The organism is Nocardia coffeae, assembly GCF_019890715.1.
Classification (GTDB): domain Bacteria; phylum Actinomycetota; class Actinomycetes; order Mycobacteriales; family Mycobacteriaceae; genus Nocardia; species Nocardia jiangxiensis.
The window spans coordinates 140,219-161,889 of sequence record NZ_JAINZY010000001.1; the positions used below are offsets into that span (position 1 = coordinate 140,219).

Annotated in this window: 22 protein-coding genes; 15 read left to right on the plus strand and 7 right to left on the minus strand. The window is 65.8% G+C overall.

Annotated elements, in window-relative coordinates:
• The first annotated feature begins 33 nt into the window (after positions 1 to 33).
• The 5 genes from K7711_RS00620 to K7711_RS00640 all read left to right on the plus strand — a co-directional run bounded on the left by K7711_RS00620 (position 34) and on the right by K7711_RS00640 (position 3,909).
• Positions 34 to 1,317, plus strand: coding sequence for a glycosyltransferase 87 family protein (locus tag K7711_RS00620; protein WP_222963887.1), 1,284 nt, complete (start codon positions 34 to 36; stop codon positions 1,315 to 1,317).
• Positions 1,318 to 1,560: 243 nt separating this feature from the next.
• Positions 1,561 to 1,869, plus strand: a complete 309-nt coding sequence (locus tag K7711_RS00625) for a WXG100 family type VII secretion target (protein ID WP_308014370.1) — start codon at positions 1,561 to 1,563, stop codon at positions 1,867 to 1,869.
• The gene (locus K7711_RS00630) at positions 1,866 to 2,171 is read left to right on the plus strand and encodes a WXG100 family type VII secretion target (protein ID WP_222963891.1); all 306 of its coding nucleotides are present in this window, start codon (positions 1,866 to 1,868) and stop codon (positions 2,169 to 2,171) included. Before K7711_RS00625 ends, K7711_RS00630 begins: the two co-directional genes overlap by 4 nt.
• Positions 2,168 to 3,511 carry a hypothetical protein gene (locus tag K7711_RS00635; RefSeq protein WP_222963893.1) on the plus strand — a complete coding sequence of 448 codons (1,344 nt, stop codon included), beginning with the start codon at positions 2,168 to 2,170 and terminating at the stop codon, positions 3,509 to 3,511. Before K7711_RS00630 ends, K7711_RS00635 begins: the two co-directional genes overlap by 4 nt.
• A complete protein-coding gene (locus K7711_RS00640) occupies positions 3,508 to 3,909 on the plus strand; it encodes a hypothetical protein (protein WP_222963896.1) in 402 nt (133 codons plus the stop codon). Before K7711_RS00635 ends, K7711_RS00640 begins: the two co-directional genes overlap by 4 nt.
• Before the next feature lie 178 nt (positions 3,910 to 4,087).
• On the opposite strand, the gene K7711_RS00645 is transcribed toward K7711_RS00640, so the two are convergent.
• Positions 4,088 to 5,572, minus strand: a complete 1,485-nt coding sequence (locus K7711_RS00645) for an HNH endonuclease signature motif containing protein (RefSeq protein ID WP_235746499.1) — start codon at positions 5,570 to 5,572, stop codon at positions 4,088 to 4,090.
• A 48-nt stretch (positions 5,573 to 5,620) separates the two neighbouring features.
• Between K7711_RS00645 and K7711_RS47240 the strand changes: the two genes are divergently transcribed.
• Together K7711_RS47240 and K7711_RS00655 are read left to right on the plus strand one after the other, a co-directional pair.
• Complete coding sequence (locus K7711_RS47240; protein WP_308014371.1) at positions 5,621 to 6,472, plus strand: LysR substrate-binding domain-containing protein; 852 nt, start codon at positions 5,621 to 5,623, stop codon at positions 6,470 to 6,472.
• Positions 6,473 to 6,583: 111 nt separating this feature from the next.
• Positions 6,584 to 7,219, plus strand: a complete 636-nt coding sequence (locus K7711_RS00655; RefSeq protein WP_222963902.1) for a DUF6461 domain-containing protein — start codon at positions 6,584 to 6,586, stop codon at positions 7,217 to 7,219.
• 16 nt (positions 7,220 to 7,235) lie between these two features.
• Here the strand turns inward: K7711_RS00655 and K7711_RS00660 are convergent, their stop codons facing one another.
• Complete coding sequence (locus K7711_RS00660) at positions 7,236 to 8,486, minus strand: TolB-like translocation protein (protein ID WP_308014372.1); 1,251 nt, start codon at positions 8,484 to 8,486, stop codon at positions 7,236 to 7,238.
• 141 nt (positions 8,487 to 8,627) lie between these two features.
• Between K7711_RS00660 and K7711_RS00665 the strand changes: the two genes are divergently transcribed.
• Positions 8,628 to 9,098, plus strand: coding sequence for a GtrA family protein (locus K7711_RS00665; protein ID WP_308014373.1), 471 nt, complete (start codon positions 8,628 to 8,630; stop codon positions 9,096 to 9,098).
• A gap of 6 nt (positions 9,099 to 9,104) precedes the next feature.
• Here the strand turns inward: K7711_RS00665 and K7711_RS00670 are convergent, their stop codons facing one another.
• Positions 9,105 to 9,995, minus strand: a complete 891-nt coding sequence (locus K7711_RS00670; protein WP_222963906.1) for a Sco1979 family transcriptional regulator — start codon at positions 9,993 to 9,995, stop codon at positions 9,105 to 9,107.
• A 394-nt stretch (positions 9,996 to 10,389) separates the two neighbouring features.
• Between K7711_RS00670 and K7711_RS00675 the strand changes: the two genes are divergently transcribed.
• The 7 genes from K7711_RS00675 (at position 10,390) to K7711_RS00705 (ending at position 17,840) form a co-directional block, all read left to right on the plus strand.
• A complete protein-coding gene (locus K7711_RS00675; protein ID WP_222963908.1) occupies positions 10,390 to 11,859 on the plus strand; it encodes an MDR family MFS transporter in 1,470 nt (489 codons plus the stop codon).
• 53 nt (positions 11,860 to 11,912) lie between these two features.
• On the plus strand, positions 11,913 to 13,466 hold the full coding sequence (locus tag K7711_RS00680) for a class I adenylate-forming enzyme family protein (RefSeq protein ID WP_222963910.1): 1,554 nt from the start codon (positions 11,913 to 11,915) through the stop codon (positions 13,464 to 13,466).
• A 195-nt stretch (positions 13,467 to 13,661) separates the two neighbouring features.
• Positions 13,662 to 14,330, plus strand: coding sequence for an MspA family porin (locus K7711_RS00685; RefSeq protein ID WP_222963912.1), 669 nt, complete (start codon positions 13,662 to 13,664; stop codon positions 14,328 to 14,330).
• Positions 14,331 to 14,349: 19 nt separating this feature from the next.
• Positions 14,350 to 15,057, plus strand: coding sequence for an MspA family porin (locus K7711_RS00690; RefSeq protein ID WP_222963914.1), 708 nt, complete (start codon positions 14,350 to 14,352; stop codon positions 15,055 to 15,057).
• 102 nt (positions 15,058 to 15,159) lie between these two features.
• A complete protein-coding gene (locus K7711_RS00695) occupies positions 15,160 to 16,335 on the plus strand; it encodes a S1 family peptidase (protein WP_222963916.1) in 1,176 nt (391 codons plus the stop codon).
• 101 nt (positions 16,336 to 16,436) lie between these two features.
• On the plus strand, positions 16,437 to 16,598 hold the full coding sequence (locus K7711_RS00700) for a gallidermin/nisin family lantibiotic (RefSeq protein WP_083895979.1): 162 nt from the start codon (positions 16,437 to 16,439) through the stop codon (positions 16,596 to 16,598).
• An 84-nt stretch (positions 16,599 to 16,682) separates the two neighbouring features.
• Positions 16,683 to 17,840: a sensor histidine kinase gene (locus tag K7711_RS00705; protein WP_222963918.1), complete on the plus strand. Its 1,158-nt coding sequence runs from the start codon at positions 16,683 to 16,685 to the stop codon at positions 17,838 to 17,840.
• Positions 17,841 to 17,861: 21 nt separating this feature from the next.
• On the opposite strand, the gene K7711_RS00710 is transcribed toward K7711_RS00705, so the two are convergent.
• From K7711_RS00710 to K7711_RS00725, 4 genes are all read right to left on the minus strand, one after another.
• The gene (locus K7711_RS00710) at positions 17,862 to 19,322 is read right to left on the minus strand and encodes an ABC-2 family transporter permease (protein WP_222963920.1); all 1,461 of its coding nucleotides are present in this window, start codon (positions 19,320 to 19,322) and stop codon (positions 17,862 to 17,864) included.
• On the minus strand, positions 19,319 to 20,014 hold the full coding sequence (locus K7711_RS00715; protein WP_308014374.1) for an ABC transporter ATP-binding protein: 696 nt from the start codon (positions 20,012 to 20,014) through the stop codon (positions 19,319 to 19,321). Before K7711_RS00715 ends, K7711_RS00710 begins: the two co-directional genes overlap by 4 nt.
• Before the next feature lie 85 nt (positions 20,015 to 20,099).
• Complete coding sequence (locus tag K7711_RS00720) at positions 20,100 to 20,777, minus strand: response regulator (RefSeq protein ID WP_308014375.1); 678 nt, start codon at positions 20,775 to 20,777, stop codon at positions 20,100 to 20,102.
• A 69-nt stretch (positions 20,778 to 20,846) separates the two neighbouring features.
• Entirely contained in the window at positions 20,847 to 21,668 is an 822-nt protein-coding gene (locus K7711_RS00725) for an ABC transporter permease (protein WP_222963922.1), read from the minus strand.
• Positions 21,669 to 21,671 lie beyond the last annotated feature (3 nt).

Sequence of the window (21,671 nt, forward strand, 5' to 3'; positions counted from 1 at the left end):
GGGGCCGGTGGACAGCAGGTAACCTCTTACCGGATGGTTAGTGTCACGGCCTCCGTTCGTCAGCCAACCGCCACCCGCCGCATGCGTCGTGTCGCCTGGCTGGCTCCGCCGACTCTGCTCACCGTTTCGGTGCTGTGGCTGGTCTTTCCGTCGTGGCCGTTGAAGCCGATCAGCCGCGGATTCATCGATCTGCAGGTGTATCGGCTCGGGGTGCAGGCCGCCATGCACGGGGTCGACATGTACGGGTCGCTGCCCAAGACCACGCTCGACATCAGTCTGCCGTTCATCTATCCGCCGTTCGCGGCGATCGCGCTGGGCCCGTTCGCCCTGCTGCCGTGGAACGCCGCGCAGCTCAGCTTCTTCATCGTCTCGACACTGGCGATGGCGGTCACGATCTATCTGGCCGCGCGACGGCTGTGGGGTTACGGCGGCACCGAACTCGTGTTGTGGGCGGCTGCCTGTGCCGCGCCGTTGGGCATGCTGCTCGAACCGATCCATTCGACGTTGGACTTCGGCCAGGTCAATCTGATCCTGATGGTGCTCGTCGCCGCGGACTGCCTGACCGAGAATCCGAAGTGGAAGCGTGGCATCGGCGTCGGCCTCGCGGCCGCGATCAAGCTCACCCCGGCCGCATTCGTCCTCTACTTCCTGGTCCGCCGCGACTACAAGGCGGCGATCACAGCCGCGATCACCGGCGCCGCGGCCAGTGCGCTGGCCTTCGCGCTGATGCCGCACGAATCGGTGCGGTACTGGTTCGGCGGCATGGGCAATGTGTCCGGGCTCAGCGGCTCGGCCTTCCACACCAACCAGTCGATCCAGGGCGTGCTGGCCCGGCTGCAGGTCCCCGAACCGGCCTTCACCGGCCTGTGGGTGGTGCTGAGCCTGGTCCTGCTGGTCCTGGTCGTCGCCGCCATGCGCCGCGCGATCGACAACCCGCCCCTGGCGATGTCCTTCAACGCGGTCTTCACCCTCCTGGTCTCCCCCATCTCCTGGTCGCACCACTGGGTATGGATCGCCCCCGCCCTCCTCGCCGCCGTGGGCGCGGCCACCAAACTCCCCCTCCGCACAGCCCTCATCTGGTACGCGGTAACCCTCGCCACCGCCGTGATCTTCGTCATCGGCCCCCAGAACCAACTCCCCGGCGACAACAACCTCGAATTCGCCTGGACCGCCTGGCAACACATCTACGGCGACACCTACGTCTGGTTGAGCGTGCTACTCGTCGCGTGGTACGTCCTGGCCACCCCCCGCAACCCCGAACCATTCCTCCCCACATCACTACGCAACCTGCGTTCCCGGGTGTCCTCCGCAGCTTGAGCACGGAGTTCCGTTGTCCGACAGGAATTTCGAATCCGACAAACGCAGCCATGAAGCGGCCCGAATCAGACACGGTCGTATGACGATCTACGCTGAAACGCCACATCATGCACTGTCGCGTATGCCTCATGCCGATCCGTGACCGCACCACCTGTCGAGCGTCTGGTCCGGCGCTTCGATAGCAGCCTGCTGTCAGGCTGAGCTATGGTCTGCCACATGAGTGGTAGTGGGGGACCATCCGGGGTGGGGCAAGACCTGTCGGTCGTTCCCGAGGATGTTCAGGCGGTGGGGCGGTACGCGTACGAGGTTGCCGACACGATGAGGCAGGCACTGACGTCGGCCGCTCGTGAGGTCGACCAACTGCTGTCCTCCAGTTGGAAAGGTGATCTCGCCGATGAGTTCTCCACGGGATGGAACGAAACCAATGACGGCGGAACGCAACTTCTGCAGGATCTGACTGCGCTGGCAGAAAAACTCGGTATCACCGCAGATACCTACCACTCCACAGATACCACCAGCGCTTCTCGCATCTCGAGTCTGGACCTGCCGTGAGTTCGGAGTTCGCCGTGGATCTCGAGCAGCTCGACCGGATAGTCGCTCGATTGAACGGACTGGCCGAATTCCTGCACGATCATCTGAACGAGCTCGATCGCAAGGTTCAGGCACTGTCAGGTGGCAGCTGGGAGAGCAAGGCCTCGAGTGCGTACAACAGCGCTCACACCGCGTGGTTGGCCAGCGCCCGCGAATTCGCCGATGGCGTTGCGGCCGTGAGCGACTCCGCGCAGAAGGCTCATGGCCGCTACACGAACGCGGTCGATGTCAACCGCCGAATTCTGCAGTCCGGACAGGCATGATCGTCGACTGGCAGATCTACTACGACGCTGCCAAAAAATGCCACGATCTCGCCGACGACCTGCGCAGAGCAGACAAACCTGTGCACCAGGCGGTCAAGGGTGAATGCACGGGAATGGCAGGAGACGCGCCAGGCTGCAAGGAGTGGGGCCAGACCTACGACAAGTCCGCCCAGCAAACTCTGCAGGCATGTTCCAGCCTGGCCAATGCCCTCACCAACTACGGGTCAGTCCTGTACGCAATGGGCTACAACTACGGAGTCGCGAACAAGAGCAATCCGGCCCCGTCACAACCAAGTATCCCGCAGGTAGGTGAGTACCGGGTCCAGCTTCCATCGTCCGTGGCAGACAACGGAATCGGATTCACCGACCACGGTGGAGTCAAAGCGTTTTTCGATAAGCTCGTAGCAAAAGTTCTGTCCGCGTTCGGAAAACTCCCCAATGGAGATGCCACCAAGCTGGACAAGGCTCAAACAACCTGGAACGCTTTCGCCAACCATGCCACGATAACCGGTGCCGCTAGCCAGATCTCGGCGATTTCGGCGCAGTTCGACAACATGGACGACGCCACCAACCGGCAGCTGGTCCAGGACCATTTCACCACCTTGAAGACCGGCGCTGATACCGTCTCCACAGCTGCCAAAGCCATGTCGGGGCCAGTCGGCGACTACCACGGTGCCACCGTGGCCCTCGGCCACGACATCTCGAGCAAGATAAACACTCTAGAGCTGACCATCGCAGTCATCGCCATCGCCGGTGGCGTTGTAGCTCTGTTCAGTCTCGGCGCCGCCGCTGCCCCGGCCACCGCCGCAATCGAAGCCGATGCCATCGCCACCGTCGAGGCAATCGAAACCACCTACCAGGCCAGCAGCATGACCAAAGTCATCGGCCTGGCCAGCCTGACCGCCGGCGCCGTTGGCGTCATCGACGCCTTCCACGCACTACCCTCGATCGACCTCGACAAGGCCGTCAAGAACCTAGCCGTCATAATTGCTATGAAAGCAATTATCGACGCAGAAGGAAACGGCGACAGCGACGATGCCGCGTTACCCAATGTACGTGATCCGAAGACATTCGATCCCCAATCACTCACCGGGAAGACCATGGAGGAAGTCGCAAAAGGCATACCGTCCGACTGGACTCAGTCTCCGAGCAAGAGTGGTGACGGAACCGTGTATCGAGATCCGCAAAATTTCGGACGCCAGATCAGAGTCATGCCCGGATACACTGACGGGAACCGCCCCAACCCTCTCACCCACGGGCCTTATGTCGAGGTATCACAAAACGGCAGTACCACTAAAGTGCCATTAGCAGGAAACCCGACTCTTGGAGGACCGAAATGAGCCCGGCGATCTACCAGCGACTACTACAAGAAGCCGTGGATCATCTAGAAATAGATGATGTCGGAATATACGAGATCCTCTGGATCGCCAGAGGATCTGAATTCAAACTCGATGATGTGACCGCAAAGAAAATTACACGACGTGTCGTAAATCAACTTCTATCCGACGGCACAGCAAATCTTATCCTGCTCAAATGGCCCACAAACGAGGTGACCTGCAGAGAACCGCGAAATGTCGACCTGACTACTGACAGCATATTCGAACCAAGTCAAGATAATGAATATCTTGCACTGACGATCGATAACGCCTCGAGCAATGATTCGACCGTATCAGAACACGACAATAATAACCTCTCGGAGACAGAAAGTACGAAACGTTCCAGCCTGGACCTGCCGTGATCGACCGCGAACCGGCGCTGTCGACAACATCTTTCGAAAGCTTCCTTGGCTGGCGAATATATCGCGCTGACAGGGCTTATCGCGCTGACAGACAGCAGGGCTGAAGCCGTGCGGATGCGCCGAGATCCGCGCGCCGGGCAATGAGACCCGGCACGGGATTGGCGAGCACGGCGCCCGATCAGGCCGCGATATTGCCTGGTTTTCGTTCGCGCCACCAGCGTCGGTGTGCGGCGTGTTCTCGTTCCCGACGAGTATGGATGGCCGCCACGACCTCCGCCAGCAGTTCCCCGGCGCGGTGACGGTGGTTCACTCGCGGAGTACCGGTCGGATCGATATGTTCCGGCGCGATCCACGCCGTCCGGCCGGGGAACTGTGAATCTTCGTTCAGGACAACAGTTCTCCAACCGGTCTCGGTGTCGTTGATCAGCGAATGACAGTGATCACACGCCAACACCAGATTCTCGATATCAGTCGAACCACCCTTGCTGAAATCACGCACATGATGCACCGCGCACAATGACGCGGGCGCATCACACCCAGGCCGCGAACAACCACCCAACGCAGCGATCAGCGAAAACCGTTGCGCGGGTGAAGCCAAGCGACGCATCCGACCCAAATGCAGCGGTAAACCACTGTGGTCGAACACCGCCAGATACGGGCGGGACCGCTCCGCCAACCGCAACGCCTCAGTGACCGCCACCGTCCCACCGGTCGCGGTCGTCGCCACCCCGGACAGCCGCTCCACATCCTGCACCCGCATCGTCAGCACCGTGGTAACCGGAATCCCTCGATGCGAGCCGAGCTTGTCGCTATCCACCAGCTCACCCAGCAACAGAGTGAACGCGTCATGAGTGCGTTGGGCGGCGGTGCGGGTATCACGCTGCGCCGCCGCAGCAATCAACTCCGAATCCATACGGTCCACATCCGCACCAGGGCTGGTCGGATCGTCCGGATTCCCCACCCCCGGGCGCGCGTACTTCGCGATCACCGGGTCCAGCAACGCCCGCAAGATCGGATCAATTTCCCCACTGATCGGGGACATCCCATCCGCACGCTGCCCCCCGATCCTGATACCACGCATCCGCGCACGATCAGACTCGTCGGTGACCTTCCCGTCCGGATCCAAATACGCCAGAATACTGTCGCCGACCTTGCTCATATCATCAGGAGACCCGGTCTCGGCGAATTCGGTCAGGATCTGTTCCGCCGCAGCACGATCGGCTTCGTCGGCGGCACGGGGGATCCTGGCCATCACCGCCGCAACACCCCGCGCGTGCTCCACCGAAATATCCCCGGACCGCAATGCTGCTGCCGCGCACGGTAATTCGGGCTCACGCTCCTCACCGCACAAATCACGGAACGTGCCCACTTTCGTCGCCGCGCGTACTCGTGCACCGGCTTCGGCGTTCGACAGGCGCAGGGTTTCCATCAGGAACCGTTTGATCGTCTTGGCACCCGAATCCGCCGGAATCGACCGGGAATCCACCTCGATCAACACCCGATGCTGCACCGCAACCAACATGCGTGCAGCACGCTCCACACCACGCAGCAACTCCACCACCCCACGATCCGACAACGGAGTCAGCGACCCATCGACCAGCTCACCTACCGCAGCCAACAACGCATCGGCTGTCGACCCTCCAATCTCCCCCATCGAATCCATGTTCGAATTCTACCGAGAAAACCGCCCCGAAACACCCCGCGAATCCATGTGAAATCAGAATCTTCACCCTGGACATGCGATCCAATTATCCTTGCACACATTAATTTTCACCAAATACCTGATCAACCCCTCCCACCGAAGATACCGACCGCGAACGAACGGCAAAACCCGCGTGCGGTATCGGCGGTACTCGAGTCCCGGGTACTGCGCGTCGCGGTGCACGGCGCACGCATCGCCGACGCGAATCTGATGCGGTTCTATCTCGATCAGCACCCGGATGCCCACATCGAACTCACCATGATGACCCCGTCGGCGACATCGCGGAACGCCGTGATCGACGGTCGAGTGGATGCCGCATTCGCCCGCGCGCACTGGAGCGCCCGACCGCTACCGGCACACATCACCGCACTACCCGCGTACCTCGACACTCTCCATCTGCTCGTCGGCAGAGACCATTGGCTCGCCGGTCGTGATCACGTCGAACTCGCCGAACTCGACAGCCTGACCGCATGGGTGCCCGGAGCCGGATTCGACTCCGAAGTCGGTGACTTCCATCGTGACCTCAGCACATACACCGGAGTCTCCATCGATACCGAATCCCATCCCGCCGGAATCAAATTCGACAATATCGTCGAGCGCATCTCGCACTCGACGTCACTGGTCACCTTCGGCGGAGAGGGAACCACGACCCCCTGGCACGCCAACATCCGCCGAATCCCCATCCGCAACCCCACACCGGCGTACCCCATCTCGCTGCTGTTGCGGGAAATGCCAACTCCCCATGCACAACTCACCGGACTGACCGACTTCGTCACCGCGACTTACAACAGCAACGCAGCCGGCGCCGTGTGGCTACCGGAGCCGGATCGTTCGTTGTTCGGACTTCGCCGGCATCCGTGACCGGCTGCTCGTGGTGCCGTTCAAGCGGTGGATTTCAAGCGCACCGATCACGGACCCGAACTTGTCACAACGCTCGGGTATGGTCCCGGTCGATCGAGAGATGAGGTTGTTATGACGACACCCGGGTTTCCGCCGAATACGCTTGACGACGAAGGCTTTCCGCTGTGGATCAGCGGCTTGGAGGACGATGACCCGAACCACTGCGTGCACGTGGTCAAGGGGCTCGAACCGGCCGAGGCGCTGGAGGTGCTCGGCGCGAAGCCGCGCCTGTTCCAGGCGTGCGAACTACCGGACCACAGACCGGCGCGCATGTCCCTGCCCCGGGCTGCACTCGGAGACGCGATGCGTGACTCCTCCACAGCCCTGCTGGCCGGCCGGATCGGCGAATGGACCTTCGTCTACGACGATTTCGGCGCCACCGAGGACGTGGCGGCGCTGTCCGCCGACGGGCGAATCGCCGCCATGAGTTACTTCTCCATCAATGCGGACGCCAGCCTGATGTACTGCGCCGACGGCGAGGAACTCCTCTGGATCAACGTGGACGACCTCGTACTCGAGACCGACCTCGCCGATATGCCGGACGATCTGCGCGCCGCGTTCGAGGCGGCGGGCACCGTCGCATTCGACCACCTCGATCCCGGCGAGGCCGACTTCGCCGTCTGCATGCGCGCCGTCAGCGCCCTCGCGGGCGTCTACACCCTCGACGACCTACGCCGAATCCCTTTGCTGGCAACGCCTTTCGGCTGAATCGCGCCCGGCTACGCTATTCATCCTGATCACGGGCATTGTTGTGCGCCGCTTGCAGTTGCAGCCAGGAGGGATCCGCCGAAGTTGCCGTGGTGACCGCAGCCAGGTCCTCCGGCTCCCAGTTGCGCTGCCCGTCGGTGAGATACGCGTAGGTCTCGAGGTCGCTGTCGGCGGGAGCGTCCTCGGTGGAGTCCAAGAAGGCGGTGACCGATGCGCGCAGCGAGTCAGCCTCCGGCAGAACGACTTCCGTGGCGTCCGCGGCCACCGATACGAGCACGAGGTCGCCTTCGGCAGTCGCGACGACGAGTTCGCCGGTGGCCGTGGTGGTCAGCGCGGTCACTCGCGAGCCGATCACGTCGTGTTCGACGGCACTGCGCGCGTGCAGGTCGACTTCGACCAGAGTCCCGGTCGGCGTCCCGATCCACAGCGTCCCAGGTCGAGCCCCGAAGGCAATGTTGTGCCGTGACCACGAACGCATCTGCGCGATCCACTCCGGCGAGTAGTGGTCGCCCGGGGCGGGTTCCCCCAAGGTCGTCTCCAGAACGCGCTCCAGCGAGGGGAATTCGAATACGGCCAGCGAATTCCCGTACGCATTTCCGCGAATCGCCAGGTACCGCCCGTCCGGACTGAAGATCGGCGTCTCGTAGCAGTCGGCGTCCAGGATCAAGGCCCGGCGCAGCACGCGCATCGTGGTCGGCACGCACTCCTGATCGACCCGCGCGAAAGCCACCAGCGTCCCGCCTTGATCACTGTTCAGCGTCGCCACCAGCCCACCGCCCGGATGCGCCGCGATCCCGGTGTCCCAGCGGGGACCGGCGCCGATCGTTCGCGAGGCGAGGTCGACGGCATCGGAACGCTCCCAGGCGTCATCCGCACCGTCCGAGGAAGGTGACGCCCACAGGGCTCGACCGTCCGGACTGAATGCGAGAAGGTCGCCGCCCTGGCCGGGCAGAAGATCTCCCAGTTCGGATTGCCCCTCGGGCGTCCACCCCACGACCGGGCCCGAACCCGACACCACCAGCAGCGGCTCCTCCGGATGCCACGTCACTACGGGTTTGCGTCGCGCGCGCTCCAAGACGGACGCATCCCCGTAGACCTCGGAGTCGCCACCCACGGTCCCGAGATCCCGCAATTCCTCGCAGTCCCACAGGTGCACCGCCGGACGCTCTGCATCCACGCCGGCCACCAGAGGCAGTCTCGGATGACGCACCAACTGCTCGACACCGCTGCCTACTCGGACACGCGCGGTGATCTCGACAACAGTCACCACAGCACCCTAGGCGTCGCACCACGGCGGCGGATGGTTCCGTTTATCGCTCCTGGGAAGATCGTCCCGCAGTTCAGGTGTCGTTTGCGAACCGGTCACCCACACACAACCTCACACTGGCAGCTTGGCGACGTGCACGCTGTGGCGAAGACGGAATCGACGCGGGCGGTCGCGCGGTTCCACCGGGCCTGTGAGGTGGTGGTCGCGCGGCTGCCGTTCGGGCTGAATACCGTTGTGGCGCCGACCCTTCTGGGGTTCGCGGTGATCAACAGCGGGACCTTCGGGATCGATCTGCTGTTGTTGACGCTGCTGCGCAGCGGGCTGGGATGGCCGGTGCCGATCGCGGTCACGGTGGCATACGGCTGTGCGTTCGGGGTGAGCTACGTGCTGAACCGGACGCTGAACTTCCGCTCGCACTCCGCGGTGGGGCCGCAGCTCGCGGTGTACATCGGCGCCGTGGTCCTGAACTATCTGGCGTTCATTCTCGGGGTATCCGCGGCATTGTCGGCCCTGGGCGTGGAGTACCACCTGGCCCGCATCGCATCGGGGGCCTGCGAGGCGGCGTTCATGTACTGCGCGATGCGGTGGGTGGTGTTCCGCCGCGCGGGCTGACGCCGCTCAGAGTTGCGCGGCCGCCGCGCGCAACATCTCGCGTGAGTGATCGGGGGTCTCGGCCTGGACGCTGATCCGGTCCATGACGCGGCGGTAGTTCTCCAGATCGTTCTGGCGGTCCAGATACAGCGAACTGGTCAGCTGTTCGGTGTAGACCATGTCGGGGAGTTCGTCCTCGGCGAAGCGCAGCATGGTGAACGAACCACCAAGGGCCGCATGCCCGCCCGCGGAATACGGCAGCACCTGGATCGTGACGCGCAGGTTGTCCTCGCTCATCCGCACCAGATGTTCGAGCTGATCGCGCAGCACTTTCGTACTGCCGATCGGGCGATGCAGCACCGACTCGTCCAGAATCGCCCACAGCGTCGGACCGCTGGCGCGATCGAGCAGTTCCTGACGACGTTTGCGCAGCTCCACCCGACGAGTCGCCTCGACGTTCTCGTGCCCGAGCGCGACCACCGCACGCGCGTACGCCTCGGTCTGCAACAGACCCGGCACCAATTGCGCCTCGAAGGTTCGGATGGACAACGCCGCATGCTCGAGCCCGAGATAGGTCTCGAACCAGGAGGGCATCAGATCGCCGTAGCGATGCCACCACCCGGGTTCGTTGGCCCGGCGGACGAGCCGGAGAAACGACTCGACCTCGGCGGGATCACGCACCCCGTACAGATTCAGCAGATCCCGGACGTCGCGTTCCTTGAAACTCGTGCGCCCCAACTCGAGCCGACTGATCTTGGCGTGCGAACCGCGAATGCGATCCCCGGCCTGTTCCGGACTGATATCGGCCGCGACGCGCAGTTTGCGCAGCTGTCCGCCGACCACGATCCGCAGTGCGGTCGGGCCGCGCTCGGCCACGATATTGTCCGAGCCCGAGATCCGGAAGAACTCTGCGGCCATGAATCTGCTCCGATAGTCGAAGGTCCGGCGAGGGCGCGGAGGTAATCCCGTTCGTCGTTCACGACACCGCGCCGAGACTCCATGCTATCGCCCGGCAACGAAATCAGTCGAATCCCCCAGCGCCACCGCGACCGTGCCCCGCGGTGGAATCCGCTGGTGGCGCACCACGTCCGACCTGGGCGACGACCACCGGACAGTCACCCGAGTAGCGCGCGGACGTCGATCCCGCAACCGAAAAAATCGAGTGACTCGGGCCGGGATCGCTGGAATACTTCCGCGCGACCGATGAGTTGTGGGTACCAACCCCGTCCGTACTCAGGTGGCGCCGAAAATGCCGGATCCCCGGCACCGGGCCACATCGTTCAATGCCCGATCGTCACTCCGGAGGTACCCGATGTCCGCCCAACTAGACGTTCGTCCAACGGGACGGCGGACGCCGGTCGTCATCCGGCTCCTGGTACTCGCCACATTCGTGGTGATCCTGAACGAGACCATCATGATCAACGCGATCCCGCGCCTGATGACGGATCTGCACGTCACCGAGATCTCAGCGCAGTGGGTATCCACCGCATTCATGCTCGCCATGGCGGCGATCATCCCGGTGACCGGCTGGTTCCTGCAGCGGGTCAGCACGCGCCGGGCCTACACGATCGCGATGAGCGTGTTCCTGGCCGGGACGGCGATCGCGGCGGTCTCGCCCTCCTTCGCATTCCTGCTGGTCGGACGCGTCGTCCAGGCGGGCGGCACGGCGGTGATGATGCCGCTGCTGATGACCACGCTGATGACGGTGGTGTCCGAACACGATCGCGGGCGGGTCATGGGCAATGTCACCCTGGCCATCTCGGTGGCGCCGGCCATGGGCCCGGTCATCTCCGGTCTGGTCCTGCAGATCGCTTCCTGGCGTTGGCTTTTCGTGCTGGTGCTGCCGATCGCGGCGAGCGTGACATGGCTGGGGCTGCGGAAACTGGAGAACATCGGCGAACCGGAGACCGGCTCGATCGACTGGATCAGCGTGGTGTTCGCGGCGCTGGGATTCGGCGGTCTGGTGTACGGGTTGAGCCTGTTCGGTCAGGGCAGCGTCCTGGAACCGGTGCTGATCGTCGTCGCCGGAATCGCGCTGATCAGCGCGTTCGTCTGGCGGCAGATCCGGCTGCAGCGCAACGGAACTCCGCTGCTGGACCTGCGCACACTGCGGCACGGCGCGTACACCAAGGGTCTGATCCTGATGTCGGTCGCCTTCCTGGCGATGCTCGGCGCGACCATGCTGCTGCCGCTGTACCTGCAGAATCTGCGGCATCTGAGCCCGCTCCAGACCGGCCTGCTGGTCATGCCCGGCGGTCTGGCGATGGGGCTGCTCGGCCCGACCATCGGGCGAGTGTTCGACCGGTTCGGCGGACGCCTGCTGGTGATTCCGGGCTCGATCGGAATCACCGTCGCACTGGCCGGGCTGACGCAGCTGTCGCTGACCACGCCGTACTGGATACTGCTGGCGCTGCACATTCTGCTGATGCTGTCGCTGGCCGCGGCCTTCACGCCGGTGTTCACGCTGAGCCTGGGTGCGCTGCCGCCACATCTGTACTCGCACGGCAGTTCCATGCTCGGGACGTTGCAGCAGGTCGCGGCCGCCTTCGGCACCGCGCTGGTGATCACGGTGATGTCCAGCCGCGCGACCTCGCTGATCGCGCACGGGTCCGATCCGATCTCGGCGAATCTGGACGGATTGCAGCTGGCATTCCTGGTCTCCGCGGGACTGTCGGTGCTGGTCATCGTGATGGCCGTGCTGCTGCCGAATCGTTCCAGCAATTCACCGCTCGAGGAGTTGGCCGAATCCGATACTGCCGCAACGGAACTGGTCGAGGACTGAGCAGATCAGAATTACATTCTCCAAATAGGAGAATTTTGCTCTATGCTGGTTCGGTGTCCGTTTCAGACGTCGAGCCGGGTTCGACCATCCCCGAGTTGCTGCGACGTTGCGTCCGCGCGGTGGGGCCCGAACCGTATGTGGTGACCACGGACGATCGGCTCACCTACGCCGAGGCGGACGCACGTTCCGCACAGATCGCGCGTCGTCTGCTGCACAAGGGCGTGGGCAAGGGCGCTCGGATCGGACTGTTCTTCACCAACGGCCCCGAATGGGTGACGTGGTGGCTCGCGGTCAGCCGCATCGGCGCGGTGGCGGTGCCGCTGAGCACGATGTACGCCCCGGCCGAAATTCGGAAAGTGTTGCGGCTGGCGGATATTCAGCTGCTGGTCGCACCGGGTCGGGTCCTGGCCACCGAGACCGCCGAGACGTTCGAGACAGCGCTGCGGGGACTGGGCACCTCGACGGCAGGTGCACTGCAACTGCCCGAGGCGCCCTATCTGCGGGAGGTCGTGCTGACCGCGGACCCGGGCCGCACCTGGGCGACCCGCTGGAGCGACGACCTGCCCGCGGTGTCACTTGAAATCCTCGCCGCGGTCGAGAACGAGGTGTCACCGGCGGATCCCGCGATCATGATCCACACCTCCGGATCCACCGCCGACCCCAAGGGTGTGCTGCACACGCACGGCACCCTGGTCCGGCAGACCAGCACCTGGCCCGCGGCGATCCGGCACGTCACCGCCGCGCCGGGTACGCCGCGCATCCTGTGCGCGATGCCGATGTTCTGGATCGGCGGCGTCCTGGCCGCGACCGGAGCGCTGCACGAACCGGTCACGCTGCTGGTGCTGCCGCGCCTGGATCCCGGAGCCGGACTGGACCTCATCGAACGCGAACGCGCCGTCGGGGTGATCGGCTGGCCCGCGTTCACCCAGCGGCTGCGCGAACATCCCACCTTCGCCGAGCGCGACCTGTCCAGCGCGCCCATGCTGCGGGACGGACCGCTCGATATCGCGATGGCCGGTGTGCCGGAACAGTTTCCGGTGCATCGCAGCCTGACCGAGACCGCGGGCAGCTTCGCGTACACCGAGATTCGCATCGTCGCGCCGGACGGCGCCGAGGCGCCCGACGGGAACGTCGGCGAACTGCTCATCCGCGGCCGCGGCGTGATGGCCGGATACAACAAACGCGAACGCTCCGAGGTCTTCGACCCCGACGGCTGGTACCACACCGGCGATCTGGTGTACCGCATCGCCGACGACCCCCGCCTGTTCTACGTCGGCCGCACCAGCGAACTGATCAAGTCGGCGGGCGCGAACGTCTCCCCGCGAGAAGTCGAGGCCGTCGTCGAATCCTTCGACGACGTGCGGCAATGCATCGTCCTGGGCATCGAGGACCCGGCCCGTGGCGAACAGGTCTGCGCCGTGGTCGTCCCGGCGGCACCCGATATCGATCTGGACTCCCTGCGCGCCCGCACCCGCGAACAACTGTCCGCGTACAAGGTCCCGACCCGCTGGCACGTGTGCGCGAGCGACCGAATCCCGACCCTGCCGTCGGGCAAACTCGACCGTCGGCGCCTGCGCACCCTGATCGTCGAGGACGCACTCGTCTGACCCGGCCGTCGGGGCGCCGAGTACGGTCGTCCGGACCGTACATCCGTCCGATCGGATTTACCTCGGCGATTGCCGCCGATGCCGAACTCGCTTGTTGTCAGGGATATTTCGCCCCTTTAGCGTTCCGGTTCGTTAGTCCGACCGTGCCACGCGGGTCCGGTTCGGTCAGCTTCGAATTCTGGGGGAGAACCCACAATGCGCGCAGGTTTCCTGATGTCCGTGGCCGTCGTGTCGGCCGCCCTGTCGATCGGCGTCCCGACCGCCCGTGCCGAGATGCTGCGACTGCCCTCGCACGAACAGAGCGTGACCATGCCGGACGGCTGGAAGCTCACGGTCGGGCACCAGCAGGAGTCGGCGAACCGGGTGGCGCCGCTCAACTCGATCGGAAGCACGCGCGAGGTCTTCGTGACCAATCAGGCTTACGGATTCCTCTCCGGTAAGGGGACGAAGCTGAAGGACGTCGTGCTCGAGACCGGATACCACCTGGGGTGCGCGGTGAATCTCACCTCGGTGACCGCCGGGGTGACGTTCAGCGCGGGCTTCGAGCCCGGCATCACCATCTCGCCCACGACGACCATCGGCACCGCCGCGATCCTCTCGCCCAGCGCCGTGCTGAACCTCGGTCCCTCGGCCAGCATCGGCCCCAGCTTCTCGGTGAACCTCGCGCCCGGACAGGTGGTCGATCTGCCGCTGGGCGAGAAGCACCTCGAAGGCCCCAAGGCGTACGTCACCAACCGGGACGTGCACGTGAAGATCGACGGTTGCGTCGGCCCGGCGGCCATTCGCGCCTACACGGTCGTCGCGGCGGAGTCCTCGGAGGCGAACGACTCGGTGGCCGTCTACGGCGATCCGATCGCGCTGTAGACGACACGGATCGCCGCACATGCGTACACGATCGACGATCGCGACCGGTGTGGTCGCCTCGATATTTCTCGCTCTCCAGCTTCCGCCCGCCGCGGCCGATACCGTGCCCGGCGCCGATGCGCACGAGGTCACGAAGGTCGCACCGCACGAGCGAACCGTTCGTACGGCAGACGGCCGCACACTCGTCATCGGGGCCCGCGCGGAACAGGTGCAACGGCTCACGGCCGGCGTCTCGGCGACGCGTGAGGCCCTGGTCACCGACGAGGCATACGCCTCGCTCTCCCGCCGAGGACGCGCCCGGCTGCGGGACGGCACGATTCACATCGGGTACCAGATCGGCTGCGCGGTCGCCCTCGGCAAGTTGTCGACCACCCTCAGCGGCCTGATCTCGGTCCTGGGTATAAACGGGGCGGGAGCACCGAAGTCCGCGATCACGGTCACGCCGCATCCGGACCAGCCGCCGGAGTTCTCCCAGGCCGTGCTGTATCCCGGCATCGCCATCCAGCAGAAGATCTCGGTCGAACTCGACCCGGGAACAGTCATCGACGTCCCGCTCGCGACGGGCCCGGTGCGGAACTATCGCGCCCTGATCGGCGTCCGCAAGACCGATATCAGGATCGAGGGCTGTCTCGGCCCGGCGGCGATCCGCTCCTACGCCACCCTGACGACCACCTCGGCCCTGTCGGACGACACGGTCGCGGTGTACGGCGATCCGGTGACCCTCTGAGCGTTCTCACCCCGGTGGGCTCCTCCTGTGGGAGGAGCCCTTCGTCGTATTTCCTCCGCTCGGAGGAAGAGTTGCGGCGCAGCGCTTTTCGATACTGATGTCATGACGAACGGGCTGGGATGGAACGGTATGCGCAGGAATCGGGCGCGTTGTGGCCTCGCTGCGGGGATCGCGGCCGCGGTCGCGATCCTGCCGTCGGCGGGAGTCGCGCAGGCCATGTCGAACGGGACCCCCGTCACCGACCCGAACACCGCGCCGTGGGTCGCGACCATCGATCCGGTCGGCACGGGTTCGCTGTTCGACACCGCCGAATGCGGTGGGGCACTGATCGGTCCGGATCGCGTGGTCACCGCCGGACATTGTGTGGCCGACGTCGATCCCAACCGGATGCGGATCCACCTCGACGCCCGCGTGCTGTCGAAGGATCCCGGAATCGAGCGTGGTGTGCGGGGAATCGTCGTGGCTCCGGGCTATACGGTCCTGCCGACGCCGATCGACCCCACCGTGGGTTCCGCCAGTGCGCGCAACGACCTGGCGGTGATCCTGCTCGACAAGTCCGTCCCGGGGGTGCCCGTGCTGCCGATCGCGCCGAGCCGTCCCGCGCCCGGCACGACGGTTTCGCTTTTCGCACACGGCAATACCGGCAAGATCGTCGGTTTCGAGGATCCCGACTACCGCGACGACACGCTGCACCGGGGCGACCTGACGGTGGTGTCGCAGGCCGATTGCGCGGCGGGCACCCCGGCGACGGTCGACGCGAAGTCGGTGATGTGCGCGCAGGACACCGCCACCCGTTCGGTCGGCACCTGCTGGCGTGACAGTGGCAGTCCCGCGGTGACCTATCGGGCGGGCCGCGCAGAACTGGCGGGGCTGTTCAGCTTCGGCGGCGAGACCCTCGGCAAGCCGTGCAGCCCCACGATCGCGGCGTTCGCCGACGCGACCGCCTTTCAGGACTGGCTCCTCGGATCGCCCGGCGCATTCGAACCGTTCCCCACCGGCAAGCCCGTCGTGCGACGCCTGAACGGATCGCTGCACTGCGATCTGCCGCAGTGGGATCCGGTTCGCGGACGCCGGCCGACGAGCACCTCGGTCGGCTGGTCGACGCTCGGCTGGATGGGGACGCTTCCGGTCATGACTCCGATACCAGGAGCCGATTCCGCGGACATCCCGAATGCCGATGTGGCACAGCGGAAGGCCGATGTGGTCTGCGTCGTGACGGCCACCAACTTCGGCGGCCGCATCCAAACCTGGTCCGACGCTGTGCATATCGCGGGGTGAGCAACTGCGATTGCGATGTGATCGCGGTGCGAACGAGCGCTGGAAGGCTCGTCGTAGAAGCGAAAAACCGCTTCCGCGAAAACAATTGATGGGAGAAAACAATGTCGGACTTCGATCTGGACTTCCAGGTTCGCTCGATCGGCCTGGACGGCCCGGCCAAGCAGGTCACCAGCGTCTCGCTGTGTACTCCCGGCTGCGTCACCGGCGCGATGCAGACCTGCCCCGTGCAGACGGCGACCTGCGGGTGCCCGATCAGCAAGTGATCTGACCGATGAAGGCGGCCCCCGACAGGTGGGCCGCCTTTATCATTTCCCGCGACAACAATTCGTCATCGGAACGGGGGGACGATGGGCGCCGCGTATCGCGCGATCCCTCGCGCAGACATCGTGCTGGGGATCATCGCGCTGTTGTTCGCAGCGGTGTCGTGGCTGCTGGTCGCCCTGACGGTGCACGAGCATCCGATCGAGTACGTCAGCCTTGCCGTATTGGCCACGGGCGTGGCGCCGGCCGTGTTCATCCGACGCACCCGGCCCGTCCCGGCATTCGTGCTGACCTGTGCACTCTTCGGCGGCATGGCGCTCACGGCGCAGTTGTCGCCCATCTATCTGAGCGTCCCGCCGATCCTGATCTTCGCCCCGATCTCGTTGATGGCGGTCACCGAATACGCGCAGTCCTGGTGGTGGGGTCCGGCCGGGCTGATGATCGGCATCGTGGAGAGTCTCGGCAGTCCGGCCATCAGGACGGAGAACTACAAATGGTCGATGGCCTACCACATCGTGGTGCTGTCGGCCGCGTTCATCTGGGGCAGCCGCAGACGTGCGGTGCGCACCGCACACGATCGCGAACTCGAGGCGGCCCGGACCGGGGAACGCAATCGCATCGCCGCCGAATTGCACGATGTGCTGGGCCACACCCTGGCCGCGGTGCGGGCACAGGCCAGCATGGGGCTCGTGGTCGCCGAGCGTCGCGGTGAATCGACCGCCGAGGTGCTGCGCACGGTCGCCGACATCTCCAAGGACGCCCTCGGCGACGTCCGGCATCTGGTCGGCCTGCTGCGGGACGGTCACGACGGGACGGCGTCCGCGGATTCCTTCACCGACCTGCGGGACACCGTGCGCCGGGCCCGCGCCGCGGGGATCACCGTCCGGGACGACCTGCCCTCCGACGAGACACTCACGGCATGGCAGCGGGCCTGGCCCGCTGCGACCCGCCTGGCCGTGCTGCGCGTGGTGCGCGAGGCGGTCACCAACGTCATCAAGCATGCCGGGCCCGCCGCCACCATGACGGTGGCGGTGACGCTGGAATCCGGCGAGTGCGTGGCGATCGTCGAGAACGTGGGCGTCGTCCCGCACAACCTGGACGCGGGTCGCGGCCTGGCCGGGCTGCGCGAGCGGATGGCCTCGGTCGGCGGCACACTGGACGTGGCCGCCACCGCGTCCGGGGTGCGCTTGGCCGCCCGGCTGCCGGTCGGCGCCCGCGACGCCGAACCGGCCGAGCACTGGTGACTCCGAATATCCTGTCGCACTTCACATCCCGGCCACCTGCCGGGTGAATGCCCGATTGGCCAGCAGTGCGCAGGCGATCGCGACCACGGCGGCGATCGGAATGGTGACGATCGCCCGAGCCGGGGTCAGCAGCACCGCCCACGCCCACGGGACGACCGGTCCGAGCTGCCCGGCCAGGCCGCTGCCGCCGACCAGCGACCCGAACACCGTTCCCACGACGCCCACCAGCAGTCCGGCCGATCGTCCGGCCGCCGCGGTGACGGCCGCGCCCAGCATGACCAGCATCGCCCCGATCACCGCCGAGACGAAGGTGCACTGCACCGCGAGTCCGAGACGCTGACCCGCGAGGATCGCACCCGCTCCGACGACGACGCAGACGACCGATTCGGTGGACAGCAGGATCAGCGTCAGCCGGACGACCAGCTTGCGCGGATCGTAGGTCCGGACGGCAAGGGCACGGAACCCGTTGCGCAGGCGCGGAATCCAGATCGCCGGCAGGACCGCACAGCCCATCGGCAGCACCAGCAGCGCGAAGAATTCGTATGCCACCCCGGGCTGGTACCGCTGCTGCGTCACGATGACCGCCGCGAGGGCGCCCACCACCAGCGCGCCGACCCAGGAACTGCGCAGAATCAACGTCAGCGCGCGAATCGGGCTGTTGTGCAGTCGATCTCGGCCACCGCGGCCGGACCGCGCGAGCCGTCCGGGCAGCCGGTACCGCACCGATTCGACGACGCTGCGAACGCCGGGCGCGAGCAGCAGTACAGCCACCGCGACCAGCGCACCGAGCAGCACCGCCACCCAGCCGTGGGCTATCCGGTCACCGCCCAGGCCGACGCCGTTCGCATGCGTGCCGATGAGTGGTAGGGCAGGGCGCACGATCCACGCCGGCGGGACAAGATACCAGCTCGGCGACTCGGCATACAGCGTGCCCAGCGCGCTGAAGACCAGCCCTGCCGCAACACATCCCGCCATACCGGCGATCTCGCCCGCAACGGTCAGCACCGCGCAGTAACCGAGGTAGGACACCCACAGCACGACCAGCAGCCGCGCACCGTCCAGCACCGCCGTCCCCACGCCGACCTGGGCCGCCGCGATGCCCGCCGCACAGGTCGCGACGACCACCGCGGCGTGCGCGAGCAGGCACCACGTCGCGGTCACCACCAGCCGTGCGTTGCGCAACGTCGCGGGCGGCACGGCGCGAAAATCGACGCCGCCGGACCGGGCACGACGATCCAGCGTGGCCATCGTGCCGGTCTGCACGGCCACGAACAGCGGCCCCACCGCGACCACCCACATGTTCAGATGGCTGAGCGAATCGGCCCAGGTCGTCGTGCCGGTGGCCATCTGCAGTCCGACGGCCAGCACCACGTAGATCACCGCGGCCACCGGCAGCACGAGTAGCGGTGCGCGACACCAGATTCGGGCCTGCGACCGCAGCGTCTCGGAGAATCCGGGAACCAGGACACCCATCGGATTCATGCCCGCACCCCACACAGCTCGAAGTACGAATTCTCGATGTTCCCGGTGGGCGCGAATTCGGCCAGCGTGCCCTGGAAGACGGTGCGCCCGGCCACGATACAGCCGATGTGGTCGGCCGTCGCCGCGACCTCCGAGAGCACGTGGCTGCTGAACAACACCGTGCGGCCCTGGGCCGCGATGGACCGCATCAGCTCGCGCATCTGCCGGATACCCGCGGGGTCCAGGCCGTTCTGCGGTTCGTCTAGCACCACCAGAGGCGGATCGCCCAGCAGTGCGATCGCGGTCGCCAGCCGGGTCTTCATACCGGTGGAATACCCTCCGGCCCGCCGGTCCGCGACCGTGGTGAGATCCACCAACTCCAGAGCGCGATCGATCTCCCGATCACCGACGCCGACCAGATGCGCGTGCACCCGCAGATTCCCACGGGCCGACAGATGCCCGTAGAAGCTGGGTCCGTTCACCGAGGCGCCGATTCCGGCCAGGGCCTGGCGGCTCCACTCCCGGCCGAACAACCGCAGCGTCCCACCGTCGGGTCGCAGCAACCCCAGCAGGATGGACAGCGTCGTGGACTTTCCCGCCCCGTTCGGCCCCAGGAGTCCGTACACGGTCCCGGGTGCGACCGACAGGGTGATGTCGCTCAGGGCCTGCGTCCGACCGAATTTCTTGCGTATCTGCTGCATATCGACTATCACCCGAAAAGTGTCGGCGCACAGGGACATTCGCCGCTTCCTCCGGCGGGACGAATCCGGCGGCGGGCTCCTCCCACGGGATGAGCCCTCAGCGCACCAGCCCCGCCGCGTGCGCGAGCACCACCAGCGCGACCCGATCCCGGCATCCGAGCTTGGTGAGCAGATTGCGCACATGGGTCTTGACCGTCGTCTCCGCGATGCAGAGCTGATCGGCGATCTCGGAGTTCGTGTGCCCGGTACCGATCAGGCCGAGCACGTCGAGCTCACGCGGGCTCAGCCGGACCAGGGCCTGATGCGTCCCGGTGTCCGGTCCCGCGGGCGGCTGCTCGGGCGCGGTCTGGCCGCGCCGGTACGCGTCGAACAGGTGGGTGGTGGCCGTCGGGGAGATCACCGCACCGCCCGCGTGCACCGCGCGAATCGCCGCTAGCAGTTCGGCCGGTTCGCAATCCTTGAGCAGGAATCCGGCAGCACCCGCCGCGACCGCGTCCACCACGTAGGCATCGACGTTGAACGTGGTCAGCACGATCACCCGCGGGCGCGGGCCCGCGCGGGTGATCTCCCGGGTCGCGGTGACGCCGTCCATCTCCGGCATGCGGATGTCCAGCAGCAGCACGTCGACCGGCTCGGTGCGGCACAGCCGCACCGCGTCGCGCCCGGTCCGCCCGCCGGGCAGGACGCGGAAATCCGGCTCGTCCGCCAGCAGCATCTCGAAGGCCGAGGCCACCAGGGGTTGATCGTCCACTACCGCGACGTTGATCGGACTCACTCCGCCCCCTGTACGGCTCGTCCGGACGTCCCGTCCGGTGACCAGCAGTGCTCGACCGAAAGGATAGCGTCAGTACTGGCCGAGTGAGCCTCGTCGCCGACTCGTGCGCAGACCCCAGCGCAGCAGCAGCGCCCCGGCGGGCACGCTCAGACATGCCCACAGCGCCAATGGCACTGCCGCGGTGAGGATGCTGCGGATGCTCGCGCCGCCGAGCAGTGCGGCCCGAAGCAGATCCAGGGCCGTCGTGGTGGGCAGGAAATGGGCCACCGCACGCATCCAGCCGGGCAGTGCGTCCACCGGGTAGAGCACCCCGGACAGCAGCGTCATCGTCGTCACCACGAACCAGGTCACCGGATCACCGCGCTTGGTGACCAGGACGGTGCCGCAACCGGCCATGCCGAATCCGCCGAGCGCGACCAGGGTCAGCAGCAGGCTCACGATCACCCCGCCGACGTTCACATCGAGGCGAAATCCCAGGAGCACCTCGAACAAGCCCATCATCACGGCCGATCCGATGGTGGTGGCCAGGCAGCCGGTGACGGCGGAGAAGATCATCATCCGGGTGATTCCCGGCGGCGAATCCGCCACCGATTCCAGGGTTCCGGTCATCTGCTCCTCCTGCACGTATCGGCTGAAGCCGTGCAGGGCCACCGCGACGAATCCGGTGAACACGGTGCCGGACAGGAAGTACGAGACGATATTCCCGCCGTATCGGGTTATCTCCGGAAAAGTGTTGCCGTGCTGTAGGAACGTGCCCATGAAGGCGAACTGCGCCAGCCCGACGACACTGGTCACCGCGCCGAGCACCATGGCCGTGCGATAGGTGCGCCGTTCCCAGTACAGCCGGAGCAGATAGACGCCGTATTGCCGAAACCAGTTGTGCCGATTCATATT

Coding starts and splice junctions, on each gene's coding strand:
- K7711_RS00620 (WP_222963887.1), top strand. CDS start 34: ATGGTTAGTGTCACGGCCTCCGTTCGTCAGCCAACCGCCACCCGCCGC.
- K7711_RS00635 (WP_222963893.1), top strand. CDS start 2,168: ATGATCGTCGACTGGCAGATCTACTACGACGCTGCCAAAAAATGCCAC.
- K7711_RS00640 (WP_222963896.1), top strand. CDS start 3,508: ATGAGCCCGGCGATCTACCAGCGACTACTACAAGAAGCCGTGGATCAT.
- K7711_RS00645 (WP_235746499.1), bottom strand. CDS start 5,572: ATGGATTCGATGGGGGAGATTGGAGGGTCGACAGCCGATGCGTTGTTG.
- K7711_RS00655 (WP_222963902.1), top strand. CDS start 6,584: ATGACGACACCCGGGTTTCCGCCGAATACGCTTGACGACGAAGGCTTT.
- K7711_RS00670 (WP_222963906.1), bottom strand. CDS start 9,995: ATGGCCGCAGAGTTCTTCCGGATCTCGGGCTCGGACAATATCGTGGCC.
- K7711_RS00675 (WP_222963908.1), top strand. CDS start 10,390: ATGTCCGCCCAACTAGACGTTCGTCCAACGGGACGGCGGACGCCGGTC.
- K7711_RS00685 (WP_222963912.1), top strand. CDS start 13,662: ATGCGCGCAGGTTTCCTGATGTCCGTGGCCGTCGTGTCGGCCGCCCTG.
- K7711_RS00690 (WP_222963914.1), top strand. CDS start 14,350: ATGCGTACACGATCGACGATCGCGACCGGTGTGGTCGCCTCGATATTT.
- K7711_RS00695 (WP_222963916.1), top strand. CDS start 15,160: ATGACGAACGGGCTGGGATGGAACGGTATGCGCAGGAATCGGGCGCGT.
- K7711_RS00700 (WP_083895979.1), top strand. CDS start 16,437: ATGTCGGACTTCGATCTGGACTTCCAGGTTCGCTCGATCGGCCTGGAC.
- K7711_RS00705 (WP_222963918.1), top strand. CDS start 16,683: ATGGGCGCCGCGTATCGCGCGATCCCTCGCGCAGACATCGTGCTGGGG.
- K7711_RS00710 (WP_222963920.1), bottom strand. CDS start 19,322: ATGAATCCGATGGGTGTCCTGGTTCCCGGATTCTCCGAGACGCTGCGG.
- K7711_RS00725 (WP_222963922.1), bottom strand. CDS start 21,668: ATGAATCGGCACAACTGGTTTCGGCAATACGGCGTCTATCTGCTCCGG.